12 protein-coding genes are annotated in these 12,286 nt (G+C 36.7%); 6 read left to right on the forward strand and 6 right to left on the reverse strand.

Annotation, left to right across the window (positions count from 1 at the left end; all coding sequences use genetic code 11):
- Positions 1-136 precede the first annotated feature (136 nt).
- Positions 137-694: an HTH-type transcriptional regulator Hpr gene (locus tag BAU28_RS03140; RefSeq protein ID WP_002170706.1), complete on the forward strand. Its 558-nt coding sequence runs from the start codon at positions 137-139 to the stop codon at positions 692-694.
- A 5-nt stretch (positions 695-699) separates the two neighbouring features.
- On the opposite strand, the gene BAU28_RS03145 is transcribed toward BAU28_RS03140, so the two are convergent.
- Complete coding sequence (locus tag BAU28_RS03145) at positions 700-1,035, reverse strand: DUF1878 family protein (RefSeq protein WP_002170705.1); 336 nt, start codon at positions 1,033-1,035, stop codon at positions 700-702.
- Positions 1,036-1,153: 118 nt separating this feature from the next.
- Between BAU28_RS03145 and BAU28_RS03150 the strand changes: the two genes are divergently transcribed.
- The 4 genes from BAU28_RS03150 to BAU28_RS03165 all read left to right on the forward strand — a co-directional run bounded on the left by BAU28_RS03150 (position 1,154) and on the right by BAU28_RS03165 (position 5,937).
- On the forward strand, positions 1,154-1,348 hold the full coding sequence (locus tag BAU28_RS03150) for a hypothetical protein (RefSeq protein ID WP_000172692.1): 195 nt from the start codon (positions 1,154-1,156) through the stop codon (positions 1,346-1,348).
- A 447-nt stretch (positions 1,349-1,795) separates the two neighbouring features.
- Positions 1,796-2,656 (forward strand): peptidylprolyl isomerase PrsA, encoded by an 861-nt coding sequence (gene prsA / locus BAU28_RS03155; protein ID WP_025149444.1) that lies wholly within the window; start codon positions 1,796-1,798, stop codon positions 2,654-2,656.
- Positions 2,657-2,955: 299 nt separating this feature from the next.
- On the forward strand, positions 2,956-5,292 hold the full coding sequence (gene helD, locus BAU28_RS03160; protein WP_071717709.1) for an RNA polymerase recycling motor HelD: 2,337 nt from the start codon (positions 2,956-2,958) through the stop codon (positions 5,290-5,292).
- A gap of 81 nt (positions 5,293-5,373) precedes the next feature.
- Positions 5,374-5,937, forward strand: a complete 564-nt coding sequence (locus tag BAU28_RS03165) for a hypothetical protein (RefSeq protein WP_071717710.1) — start codon at positions 5,374-5,376, stop codon at positions 5,935-5,937.
- Between the two features lie 120 nt (positions 5,938-6,057).
- Here the strand turns inward: BAU28_RS03165 and BAU28_RS03170 are convergent, their stop codons facing one another.
- The 3 genes from BAU28_RS03170 to BAU28_RS03180 are packed head-to-tail and all read right to left on the reverse strand — an operon-like array spanning position 6,058 to position 8,276.
- Entirely contained in the window at positions 6,058-7,323 is a 1,266-nt protein-coding gene (locus tag BAU28_RS03170; protein ID WP_071717711.1) for an FtsW/RodA/SpoVE family cell cycle protein, read from the reverse strand.
- A gap of 7 nt (positions 7,324-7,330) precedes the next feature.
- Positions 7,331-7,738 carry a PadR family transcriptional regulator gene (locus tag BAU28_RS03175; RefSeq protein ID WP_071717712.1) on the reverse strand — a complete coding sequence of 136 codons (408 nt, stop codon included), beginning with the start codon at positions 7,736-7,738 and terminating at the stop codon, positions 7,331-7,333.
- Between the two features lie 4 nt (positions 7,739-7,742).
- Entirely contained in the window at positions 7,743-8,276 is a 534-nt protein-coding gene (locus tag BAU28_RS03180) for a sigma-70 family RNA polymerase sigma factor (RefSeq protein WP_071717713.1), read from the reverse strand.
- Positions 8,277-8,614: 338 nt separating this feature from the next.
- Here BAU28_RS03180 and BAU28_RS30315 point away from each other — a divergent pair, with 338 nt between their 5' ends.
- The gene (locus BAU28_RS30315; protein ID WP_165615144.1) at positions 8,615-8,770 is read left to right on the forward strand and encodes a hypothetical protein; all 156 of its coding nucleotides are present in this window, start codon (positions 8,615-8,617) and stop codon (positions 8,768-8,770) included.
- 199 nt (positions 8,771-8,969) lie between these two features.
- Here BAU28_RS30315 and glpD read toward each other — a convergent pair whose 3' ends face one another.
- Together glpD and glpK are read right to left on the reverse strand one after the other, a co-directional pair.
- The gene (glpD, locus tag BAU28_RS03185; protein ID WP_071717714.1) at positions 8,970-10,652 is read right to left on the reverse strand and encodes an aerobic glycerol-3-phosphate dehydrogenase; all 1,683 of its coding nucleotides are present in this window, start codon (positions 10,650-10,652) and stop codon (positions 8,970-8,972) included.
- A gap of 133 nt (positions 10,653-10,785) precedes the next feature.
- The gene (gene glpK / locus BAU28_RS03190) at positions 10,786-12,276 is read right to left on the reverse strand and encodes a glycerol kinase GlpK (RefSeq protein WP_071717715.1); all 1,491 of its coding nucleotides are present in this window, start codon (positions 12,274-12,276) and stop codon (positions 10,786-10,788) included.
- Positions 12,277-12,286: the final 10 nt, after the last annotated feature.

Genomic DNA, 12,286 nt, shown 5'->3' on the forward strand with positions numbered 1-12,286 from the left:
CCATAGATATGCATGATTTGTATAGAATGTCATTTTTCCGAAAAATTTTCACAATTCTCACAAAAAGACTTTATTAATTTTTATTTTACTGGCATAATAGATAGTAATGAAAAAGAATGTTAAAGTGGGTGAGTAAATGAAAAGTGGAGAAAAAGATTACTCGGTAAAAGAAGCAATGATTTTCAGCCAACGCATTGCTCAATTATCGAAAGCGTTATGGAAATGTGTAGAGAAAGATTGGCAACAGTGGATTAAACCTTACGATTTAAACATTAATGAACACCATATTTTATCAATCGCTTATCATTTAAAAGGGGCTTCTATTTCTGAAATTGCTAAGTTTGGAGTTATGCACGTATCAACGGCGTTTAACTTCTCTAAAAAGCTAGAAGAACGCGGCTATCTTGTATTTTCTAAAAAAGAAGATGATAAACGAAATACGTACATTGAAATTACAGACAAAGGGGAAGAATTACTACTTCGCTTAATGGAGGAGTATGAACCTGAAAATAATTCTGTATTTAATGGGGCACTTGCTCTTCGTAATTTTTATGGTAAGTTCCCAGAAAATATCGAACTTATTGCGATCCTGCGCAATATTTACGGACAAGACTTCATCGATATTTTTGAGAAATCATTAGACAATATTGAGGAGAACTTTACGGAGTCCGATCAAAAATTAGTTAAGAAATAATCTATTTATCCTTTCGCAATCATGCCTAAGAATTCATTCATAAGTGGCACAAATAAGCCTTGTTTTGCTAGCGCTTCCGCAGTTTCGTTTACTTCGAGCTGATGTGGAAGCGCTTTTTCAAATTGATCTAACAGCGCATCGAACAATAGAAGGCCTTCTGCTTTCTCCGTTACGTATTGTTCGTTCAGCTTTTCACAAAGATTTAGTATACGTTCAATATCTTTTTTACGAGCTTTTTTCTTTATGATTAAAGAATAAAATGGACACTTTTCTTCATCAATCATTTTAAATAGTAGATCTACGTAATATTCAGCTTGTTCTAGTCTTCTTACAACGTCCATTTTCTCCCTCGCTTTCTAACACAAAGTCTTCTATTTCTGAATTTTGTAACACGAACAAAATATCGTATGATACAATATATAAAGTATATGTATTTTAGCCAAAAGGAGGTCTCGCCTCATGACTCTTATAACCGTTGTTTTTGTCGCATTCGCACTTCTTGTTATATTTTACACGAATTTCATGACACATACACTGTGCGAGCGAAAACAAATATCTGCGAGCCGCCAGCCCGGTGTCTTTCGAGTTATTAATGTATGTATTACCATTCTATTAATTTCTAGTTATATAGAAATTATATTTCATGGAAAGTGAGGAAGGAAAGCCCCTTCCTCATTTTTTTCCTCTATAAACAAATTATACCTATAATAACTAATAAAATAAACAGTACAAGTAATAAAATAAGTATTGAATTCATCCCCCATCCCCTCCTCTTTTCTGTATATGCGACATGCGCCCAATATGGTACCCTTTCAAAATCTGACACTCACTGGTTAAATTTTCTTTATCAATAGGAAAACAAGTCGAAATATGATATATTAAATTTTGTACATATTGCTTATACTATGAAATAAACGACACGCATCTAAACTTTATCTCCAAGCCTCGGTAAGCCCTGTTAAGCGTGCTTTTACATATTAAAAAGCAAAGACATCAGTGAGACTTAATCGGGCTCTTATGAACGAACATAACCTATCATAAGGCGTTTCTTCATTAGTGCGGGATAAATTAAAAATACATAATAGTAGGAGTGTTTATTGAATGAAGAAAGCTATGCTTGCCTTAGCCGCAACAAGTGTAATCGCATTATCAGCATGTGGAACATCATCATCAGACAAAATTGTTACATCTAAAGCTGGTGACATCACTAAAGAAGAGTTTTACAATCAAATGAAGACACAAGCTGGTAAACAAGTACTAAATAACATGGTTATGGAAAAAGTACTTATTAAAAACTACAAAGTTGACGACAAAGAAGTAGATAAAAAGTACGATGAAATGAAAAAACAATACGGTGATCAATTCGATACACTATTAAAACAACAAGGTATTAAAGAAGAAACTTTAAAAAGCGGTGTTCGTGCTTCATTAGCTCAAGAAAAAGCTGTTGAAAAAACAATCACTGATAAAGAAGTAAAAGACAACTACAAGCCTGAAATTAAAGCAAGCCACATTCTTGTAAAAGATGAAGCTACTGCGAAAAAGGTTAAAGACGAGCTTGCACAAGGTAAATCTTTCGAAGAGTTAGCGAAACAATACTCTGAAGATACTGGTTCAAAAGAAAAAGGCGGAGACCTTGGCTACTTTACAGCTGGTAAAATGGTTAAAGAATTCGAAGATGCTGCTTATAAGCTGAAGAAAGATGAAATCAGCGAACCTGTAAAATCACAATTCGGTTACCATATCATTAAAGTAACAGACATTAAAGAACAAAAACCATTTGATGAAGTAAAAGGCGACATCAAAAAAGATCTTGTTCAGAAGAAAATGCAAGATGGACAATTTATGAACGATCTTATGATGAAAGAAATCAAATCTGCTGACGTAAAAGTTGACGATAAAGATTTAAAAAATCTTTTCGAAGAACCAAAAGCTGACGCTAAAAAAGACGAAAAGAAATAATGAAAAGCTCGGGCTAAGCCCGAGCTTTTTTGTATTACCTTTGCGGTAACTGAAATTATACCGGCGATTTTTCGAATATATGATTACAATCCCCTCTTAAAAAACAAAAAACCTCGATTCCATCACATACGGAACCAAGGTTTATCTCATTATCATTGATTAAATTAAAAAACTATGGTAAATTAGTACAGAAACGCATTCATTAAAAATAAAAGAATGTATTTATCCGTATCTTAATTGTATACCAAAAAATATCTTCAGTCAACCTCTATTTTTCACTTTTAAAGGAGTGCTTACGTATGAACAAAAAATTAGATCAAGAGCAAAAACGATTGGATAGCGTAATAGAAACTATTACGGAGCAAATTGATAAACTTGAAAACGAAACTGGCAGACGCCGAGCAGAAGTAATCAACATCCGTAAACACTTCTGGGATGATGTGAAAGTTAACACTGATACTTTTGACGATTATCTCGAAACAGTTATCAACTTAAGACAACAAGCTCAGTCACTAGCCGTAACACAAATCACCCATAAACATACCTTCAACCGACTTGCCGCGCTACGACGTATGCATAAAGCACCTTACTTCGGGCGAATTGATTTCAAAGAAGAAGGAGAAACAGGCGCAGAGCAAATTTATATCGGCGTCGCTACCCTTACTGATGCAAGCGGAGAAAATTTTCTTATATACGATTGGCGCGCACCTATTTCAAGTGTCTACTACGATTATCCACCAGGCCCTGCCGAGTACAGTACACCAGGAGGCGTAATCCGCGGCAATGTGGAGAAGAAATTACAATATATTATTCAAGGCGGCGTTATCGATTCAATGTTCGATACGAGCTTAACGATTGGAGATGAAATTTTACAACAAGCGCTCGGAAAAGGTACAAACAAACATATGCAAAGTATAGTTGCTACTATCCAGCGCGAGCAAAATGAAATTATCCGTCACGACGAAGGGCGACTACTTATCGTTCAAGGAGCTGCTGGTAGTGGTAAAACATCGGCTGCCTTACAGCGAATCGCCTACTTACTATATAAATATCGCGAATGGCTAAAAGCTGATCAAATCATTCTCTTCTCCCCTAACTCCATGTTCAATAGCTACGTATCTAACGTATTGCCAGAACTCGGTGAAGAAAATATGCAGCAAGTTACATTCCAAGAGTACTTAAACCACAGACTAAGTAAGTCATTTGACGTTGAAGATCCTTATGAGCAATTAGAATATATGCTCACTGAAACGAATAGCTCTATCTATAAAACTAGAAATGCAAGCATTCGATTTAAAGCATCAACTCACTTTTTCGAGACAATTCAAACGTACAGACAATCTCTCGAAACGTCCGGTATGTTATTTAAAGGAATGAAATTTAGAGGAAAACCAATTGTCTCTGCTAAACAAATTGCAGAACAATTTTATAATACTGATACCTCCCTCCGCTTCCATAATAGAATTGAAAAGTTAACGGAGTGGCTAAATAAACAAATAGATGAAATTGAAAAAACAGAACTGAAAAAACCTTGGGTAGAAGAAGAAATTGAATTACTTAGTAAAGATGAATATCAAAAAGCTTATAAGTATTTACAGAAAAAAGGTGAGTTTGACGAAAACTCCTTTACTGATTATGAGAAAGAAACGAAAGTACTCGGACGTATGATTGTCCGTAAAAAATTGAAGCCGTTGCGTAAAGGTGTTCAAACGCTACGCTTCATCAATTTCACAGGAATATATAAACAACTCTTCACAGATGCATCATGGGTTACTGGAGAAAAACCTAAAGAATGGGACGACATTTGCTCTCTAACGGTGAACATGTTAGATGAAGGAAAACTATATTACGAGGATGCTACTCCATTTTTACTTTTAAAAGAATTAATTGAAGGGTTCCAAACAAACAGATCAATTAAACATATACTCGTAGATGAAGCACAAGATTATTCTCCGTTTCAGTTCGAGTTTTTAAAACGTCTCTTCCCTGCCGCAAAAATGACGGTACTCGGAGACTTTAACCAAGCGATATTCGCTCACGCTAGTGAAACAGTTGATTTCCATACACTCACTAGCTTATATGGACCTGATGAAACATACGGTATCAACTTAACTCGTAGCTATCGCTCAACAAAACCGATCATTGAATTTACACGTGATCTCGTACCGGAAGGCAAGAATATTAACGCCTTTGAACGAGGCGGCGAGAAACCTACATTGACTAAGGTTTCTGATTACAGCGAACTGCATGACCATATCACTTCCAAAGTCGCTGAATTACAAAAACAAAAGCACAATACGATCGCAATTATATGTAAATCCGCAGCTGAAAGCGCCGCTGCGTACGAAGCACTCAGCCATATCGAGAATATTAAACTCGTGAAAAGTAACTCAGCTGAGTACGAACAAGGTATCGTCATCATACCTGCTTACTTAGCGAAAGGTATCGAATTTGACGCTGTCATTATTTACAATGCAAATAATGAAGTATATAGCGATGAGAGCGTTCGTAGATTGTTTTACACTGCTTGTACGCGCGCGATGCATGAATTGCAGCTTTATAGCGTTGGTGAGGTTAGTCCTTTTGTAATGGGGGCTGATTCAGAGAGCTTTGAGCTTATAACTAAGACACCTTGATGATTCAAGGTGTCTTTTTACGCAGGACTTACACCTTTAAAGTAGAATATATAATTTTAGAAAAAATTAAGGAGTGAAAAGATGAACCAATATTTCATTGCTATTTATGACGGTGAGTTTCCTATCGAAAAATTACATACCATTTTACAGTCTAATCCCACTTTTACCGAACTAAACGTCCGCACCATTTCAATCTCATCACCAAGACCTTTCACCTTATTAGTTGGAGAAGAAAACGATGCACTCACAACTGGACTTACAGACAAATACCACTTATTAACGAAAGAATTACAAGAACTAGAAGAACAAGAAAGGTACTATTACGTATACGATTATAAAATTAGAAAGACCGTCGATAATCCTACCGAAAAATGCTTTCCATTAGCCAAAATCAATATAAGTGTTACGAAATTCCATAAGATGATTCAAAAAGTAAAGGACTTAAAACGCCCTGTATTTGCAGGTTATAACATCTCTCCTCATGATTCAGATGTACTTACAATTGATGTACTTCTTTCTTCTCATTCATTGGATCCTAACACTTCCGAAAAAGATGCGGAAGAACACTTATATTTACAACAATTAGCCGAAACACTTTCTCGTTCTGAATTATGTACTTCTATTAAAGCAAGTTCACTTATTTAAACACAACAAAAGGGTTATTTTTCATAACCCTCTACGTACCATCTATTATTTACGTTTGTAATTGATCATAATAGTGAATTCTTTTACATACAACTTATAACGAAAACACCTTGATAATCATCAAGGTGTCTTTTTCATTCTAAACGACATATCTTTACGTCGATATACACTTAACACGATCCCCATTAAAAGCGCATGAAATACAGTCGGCGTTAATCCGTAGCTAATAAAAGGTAAAGATATAGCAGTAATCGGTAATAAACCTAAAATCATGCCCACATTATAAACGAACTGGACGACAAAAAGAGTCATTCCTCCAACGAGAAGCAATTTACCGTACCGATCATTTATTTTATAAGATATGACTATTAATCTTGCTACAAAAAGAGAAAGAATGAAAACAAGGATCAGTGCAAGGAAATACCCATAATAGTAAGTCAAACTTGCAAATACAAAATCAGTATCTGAAGCAGGGATAAACTTTATATCTCCATATGTACCAAACCAACCTGCTGACGACATTACCTCTTTTAAACGTATATACATAAACCCTGCGCCACCTGCATCACGCTCTGGATTTAAATACCCTAGAAATCTATCCAAGTGGTATCCTGAGGACCAGGATAAGGATACCCTGATAATAAATAAACAAATTGGTACAATTGTAATAATCAATGCCTTCTTCTTCCCTAACTTACTCCACCACAGCATAATGAATACCATCGTGATATAGATAAAAATTGACGAAAGAGTTGATACAATTAAAAATAAATACAAAGAAAATAAATACAAAACCACAAGATGCATAACCTTTAACCTACTATTATTGAAAAAAGAAGCCCAGGCTAGAAAAAAGAACGGCACTGCCATTAAACAGTCAATTGCAATGGGACCAATTTTCATTAACGGCTCTCCAGTCAACGAAGCGTTTGGAAAACAGTATAAAATTAAAAGGATAAGTACTCCGATTGTGTAAAACAACCATCCCATTCTCTCTAATTTCCGATAATCAATTAGCATCATCCCAAAAGCTGTTACAACACCAAGAATAGCAAATATCACCTTATTCATTATTACATCATTCGTATATCCAAAAGCGAGAACTGGCAAAAAGCCTAGCCCCATAGCAGTCACTAACAAAATAATTAGAAACCAATCAACCTTTGGCTTATGAAGTTTGTTAAGTTCTTGACCAAGTTTAATTGGACTTCCCATTTGTTCAACAGCTTTGTCTTCAGCAACTTCCTCACTTAATCCTCTCTCTATCCACGTGTTCTTCGCCTGTTTTAAGTGAAAATCTAGTTCTGTTGCCACGAAGCTCTTCGCTTCTTTTGATTTAATATGAGTGGTAACTTCTTTTAAAAAATGCTCCCCTTTTTTGTTCAACTTTTTCTCACTCCTGTACTAAGCCTTTTAATATAAATCGTGCCTTTGTAGAATTTTTTTCTGCCTTTCGTAGCATCTTTCTTCCCTTATCATTTAATTGATAATATTTAGCTCCTGAATGATCCCAACTCGATTGGATAAAACGATTCTGTTCTAGACGATGTAATACGGTATATAAAAACCCTTCATTTCCTTCGAATTTTTGAATTCCTCTCCCCCGCAATAGCCCTGCCAGTTCGTACCCTGTTTTTTCATTACTGAGAAGTTGTAAAACCGCTAAAGAGATGTCTTCTTCATTTTCTTGTGATTGATTGATTTTTTCACGCACCTGCTTCCGATGCTGATCAGAAAAACTCAAATGTTTAAAAGTTGTATTCTCCATTGATTTTCGTAGGCCTTTTAATCGCTCTTCCATTTGATTATTCCTCCAATCCTTTCTTCAATAGTTCCTTAGCTTTTTTCAGTCTTGTTTTTATCGTGTTTTCCTTCACTTCTATTACAATAGCAATATCTTTAATTGATAATTCTTCATAATAAAATAGGTAAATGACTTCTCGATATTTTATCGGTAAATTCATTACTGCAGAAGCCAACCTACGGTCTTCTGCATTTTGAATAACAGTTTGTTCAACACTTTCTTTTTGACTCCCAATATACGTAAATTCATCCTCTGTAACGATTACCTTTTTGTTATACCAACTTTTTATATAGTCTTTACAATGATTAATGGCAATTCTCCACAACCATGTTTTTACATTTGATTTCCCTTTGTATGTATGAAGAGATTTATAGCATTTCACAAATATATCTTGCGTTAAGTCTTCAGCGACCTCTTTATTATTCACATATGAATACACAAGCTGTAGGATCTCCTGACCATACTTGTTCATTATTTCATCGATAAGGTCATCCTTATCTTCTATTTCAAACGCTTCTACCGTTAATTCATCCACATCATTTCCTCCTTCCCATTTATTAGACGACGCACTCCATGGAAAAGTTTTATAAATTCATAAAAAAATACGGCTGGCAATGTCCATACCGTTTTTTGAAACCTTAATTTTTCTTTACCGAGAGTAAATCATTTATTTTACCGACGTTCATTTAATTGGACTTACTCATTGCCCCCTGCACTTTACACACTAATGAGCCATTTATTTTTATACGTATGTCTTGTCCCCTATTCTGAAAAATAATACAATTAAAAAGTAACTTAATAACGCTATAACTAGTAGGTGTGGTAATCATCTCTTCCATTTCGAAAAAAGGGGGAGGTGATATAATGATCGCGATGTTTATAGTCAAATTAGTGTATGGTATCCTAACCGGAGCTGGCGTTGTCATCGGTAGAAGATACGTCGGTCCGTGGCTAATTTCTGTATACAAAAAAGCGAGAACCACCCTGCTTCGTGGAAAAGGTAAGGGCGGTTCTCGGCTAAAACGTTAATGTAATTGTCTCATAACCGCACCTACTACCACCACAATAGCAAGTTAGGTTACACAAGGCAGAAGTTTCTCAGGCTTCTGTCTTCTTTATTTTATGCAAAATTCATACTAAATACTCTATCATCATTGTAACACATTATATTTATTTGTAGTCAAGATAAAAAACACCTGAAGGGCTCTCCTTCAGGTGTTTCTCTATTTTATGCTAACGCAGCTGCCTGCTCTTGTTGATCGACAGGAATTACAGCGTCTGTTAATGCTTTTTCTAGTTCTGCTGTGTATTTCATTTGCTCTTCTTTACTCCAGCCTAGTTTCGCAGCCATGTAGTTGATTACTGCTTCTTTCCACTCGTATACCCAGTGAATGTTGAAGAATACAGCACCTCTGCGGCGTACGAAGAAGTCAACTGGTTTCGCTGTCATTTCGTAATCCATCGCGTATACAAGCGGGATTAGAACGTCTAACGGCATGTTGTATTCTTTCGCTTCGTCTTTATGTTTTTTCGCTAAGTCGAATAGTACGTCAACGTTAGAGCCATAGAATTTCGCGAACTCTTCAGCTTGAGCTGTCGTTAAACCGTATTTCGTACCTTCGCCTGCTTTTTTCGCGATAAATGCTGGGAATCCGTGTGAACCACTTACATGACCACCAGAGATTGGCATATGTTTCGTATCGCTCTTCGGATATGCGCTATGTCCTTCTTTTTGTAATAGATTCGTTACGTAGTCTACTACCATTTCAGCCATTTTACGGTATCCTGTTAATTTACCACCTGCGATTGTAATTAAACCAGATTCAGAAGTCCAAATTTCATCTTTACGAGAAATTTCAGATGCACTCTTACCTTCTTCATAAATTAATGGACGTACACCAGCCCAGCTTGACTCGATGTCTTTTTCCGTAATTTTCACGCTTGGGAACATGTAATTAATCGCATTAATGATATATGTGCGATCCTCTGTTGTCATTTGTGGTACAGCTGCATCTTTATCATAGAACGTATCTGTTGTACCTACGTATGTTTTTCCTCCGCGAGGAATCGCGAACACCATACGTTTATCTGGTGTATCGAAGTAAATTGCTTGCCCTAACGGGAAACGTTTTTGGTCAATTACTAAGTGAACACCTTTTGATAACTGAAGTACTTTTCCTTTTTTCGAGTTATCTTTTTCACGAAGTGTATCTACCCAAGGACCAGCTGCGTTTACAATTTTCTTACCGTAAACTTCGTACACTTCTCCGTCTAGTAAATCGATTACACGAACACCACATACTTTTCCATCTTTATATAAGAAACTGTCTACTTTTGCGTAGTTTACAGCTTTTGCGCCACGCTCAATCGCTTCTTTCATTACTTCAATTGTAAGACGCGCATCGTCTGTACGATATTCTACGTAGTAACCGCCGCCTTTTAATCCTTCTTGTTTTACAAGAGGTTCTTTGTTCAGCGTTTCTTCACGGTTAAACATCTTTCTGCGCTCGCTTCGTTTTACACCTGCTAAGAAGTCGTATACACGAAGACCAATTGAAGTACTGAATGATCCGAACGTGCCACCTGTATGGAACGGAAGTAACATCCACTCTGGTGTTGTTACATGGGGACCGTTCTCATATACGATCGCACGCTCTTTCCCCACCTCTGCTACCATTTTCACTTCAAGTTGTTTTAAATAACGTAAACCGCCGTGTACAAGTTTCGTTGAACGACTTGATGTACCTGCTGCAAAGTCCTGCATTTCAAACACAATCGTTGATAACCCGCGTGTTGCTCCATCTAATGCAATACCAGAACCAGTAATACCTCCACCAATTACGATCACATCTAACTCTTGTTTATTTACTCCGTTTAATACGTCTTTACGTTGTTTACTTGAAAATTTCATGGTAATTCCTCCCTTTGATAACGAAAAAAGAGACCACAAACTCCGCTATAGATTTCGCCTCTATAGCGCGTTGTGGTCTCTCCAAATCTCCTACCGAATTATTAACTTGTCACCATTATAACACTGTTTATGATTATTTGAAAGCTTTTGTTGCTTCAATTGCTTTTTTCCATCCAGCATATAGCTCTTCGCTTGTTTCCGCTTCCATCGTTGGTTCAAAGCGTTTGTCCATATGCCACTGCGCTTTAATTTCATCTTGGTTTTTCCAATATCCAACCGCAAGACCAGCTAAGTATGCTGCACCTAAAGCTGTTGTTTCATTGATTACTGGACGCTCTACAGGAACGTCTAATATATCACTTTGGAACTTCATTAAGAAGTTATTCTTAACTGCTCCGCCATCAACGCGTAATGTGTTCAGTTCAATACCTGAATCTGCTTCCATTGCGCATAATACATCTTTCGTTTGGTATGCTAAAGATTCTAGCGTTGCACGAATGAAATGCTCTTTCGTCGTACCGCGCGTTACACCAAACATAGCGCCGCGTACTTCACTATCCCAGTACGGTGTACCTAATCCTACGAATGCTGGTACAACGTATACACCTTCAGTTGATTCAACGCGTGAAGCATACTCTTCACTCTCACTTGCATCTTTAAACATGCGCATTCCGTCACGTAGCCATTGAATTGCAGAACCTGCTACGAAAATACTTCCTTCTAATGCGTAGTTTACTTTACCATCTATTCCCCATGCAATTGTTGTTAATAAGCCATGCTCAGAAGCTACTGCTTTTTCACCTGTGTTCATTAACATGAAGCAACCAGTTCCGTAAGTATTTTTCGCCATACCTTCACCGAAACAAGCTTGTCCAAATAATGCTGCTTGCTGGTCACCAGCCACACCTGCAATCGGTACATTTTGACCGAAGAAGTGATAGTCAATTGTTTCGCCATAAATTTCAGATGATGGACGTACTTCTGGAAGCATGCTCTTTGGAACTGTTAACATATCTAGAAGCTCATCATCCCACTGTAAATCATGAATGTTAAACATTAATGTACGTGATGCATTTGAGTAATCTGTTACGTGCGCTTTACCACCAGATAATTTCCATACAAGCCACGTATCAATTGTTCCGAATAATAGATCGCCGTTTTCCGCTTTTTCTCTTGCACCTTCAACGTTATCTAAAATCCATTTTACTTTCGTACCAGAGAAGTATGCGTCAATTAAAAGACCTGTTTTTTCGCGAACCATATCGCTATAACCTTTTTCTTTTAAATCATCACAAATTCCAACTGTTTGACGAGATTGCCATACGATTGCGTTATAAACTGGTTTTCCTGTTATTTTATCCCATACAACCGCTGTTTCACGTTGGTTCGTAATACCGATACCAGCGATTTGTTCTGGTTTTACATCCGCTTCACTTAAGCAAGTTGCGATAACCGCTAAAATAGATCCCCAAATTTCTTGCGCGTTATGCTCTACCCAACCTGGCTTTGGAAAATGTTGTGTAAACTCTTTTTGAGCTGAATGAACAATTTCACCTTTTTTATTGAAAAGAATTGCGCGTGAACTTGTTGTTCCTTGGTCTAATGAAAGAATATATTTTTTCATATCGGTTTCC

Source organism: Bacillus paramycoides (genome assembly GCF_001884235.1).
GTDB classification, from domain to species: Bacteria; Bacillota; Bacilli; order Bacillales; family Bacillaceae_G; genus Bacillus_A; species Bacillus_A paramycoides.

What these genes read in the sequence shown, in the direction of transcription:
- BAU28_RS03140 (WP_002170706.1), top strand. Translation starts at nt 137, where the DNA reads ATGAAAAGTGGAGAAAAAGATTACTCGGTAAAAGAAGCAATGATTTTC.
- BAU28_RS03145 (WP_002170705.1), bottom strand. Translation starts at nt 1,035, where the DNA reads ATGGACGTTGTAAGAAGACTAGAACAAGCTGAATATTACGTAGATCTA.
- BAU28_RS03150 (WP_000172692.1), top strand. Translation starts at nt 1,154, where the DNA reads ATGACTCTTATAACCGTTGTTTTTGTCGCATTCGCACTTCTTGTTATA.
- prsA (WP_025149444.1), top strand. Translation starts at nt 1,796, where the DNA reads ATGAAGAAAGCTATGCTTGCCTTAGCCGCAACAAGTGTAATCGCATTA.
- helD (WP_071717709.1), top strand. Translation starts at nt 2,956, where the DNA reads ATGAACAAAAAATTAGATCAAGAGCAAAAACGATTGGATAGCGTAATA.
- BAU28_RS03165 (WP_071717710.1), top strand. Translation starts at nt 5,374, where the DNA reads ATGAACCAATATTTCATTGCTATTTATGACGGTGAGTTTCCTATCGAA.
- BAU28_RS03175 (WP_071717712.1), bottom strand. Translation starts at nt 7,738, where the DNA reads ATGGAAGAGCGATTAAAAGGCCTACGAAAATCAATGGAGAATACAACT.
- BAU28_RS30315 (WP_165615144.1), top strand. Translation starts at nt 8,615, where the DNA reads ATGTTTATAGTCAAATTAGTGTATGGTATCCTAACCGGAGCTGGCGTT.
- glpD (WP_071717714.1), bottom strand. Translation starts at nt 10,652, where the DNA reads ATGAAATTTTCAAGTAAACAACGTAAAGACGTATTAAACGGAGTAAAT.
- glpK (WP_071717715.1), bottom strand. Translation starts at nt 12,276, where the DNA reads ATGAAAAAATATATTCTTTCATTAGACCAAGGAACAACAAGTTCACGC.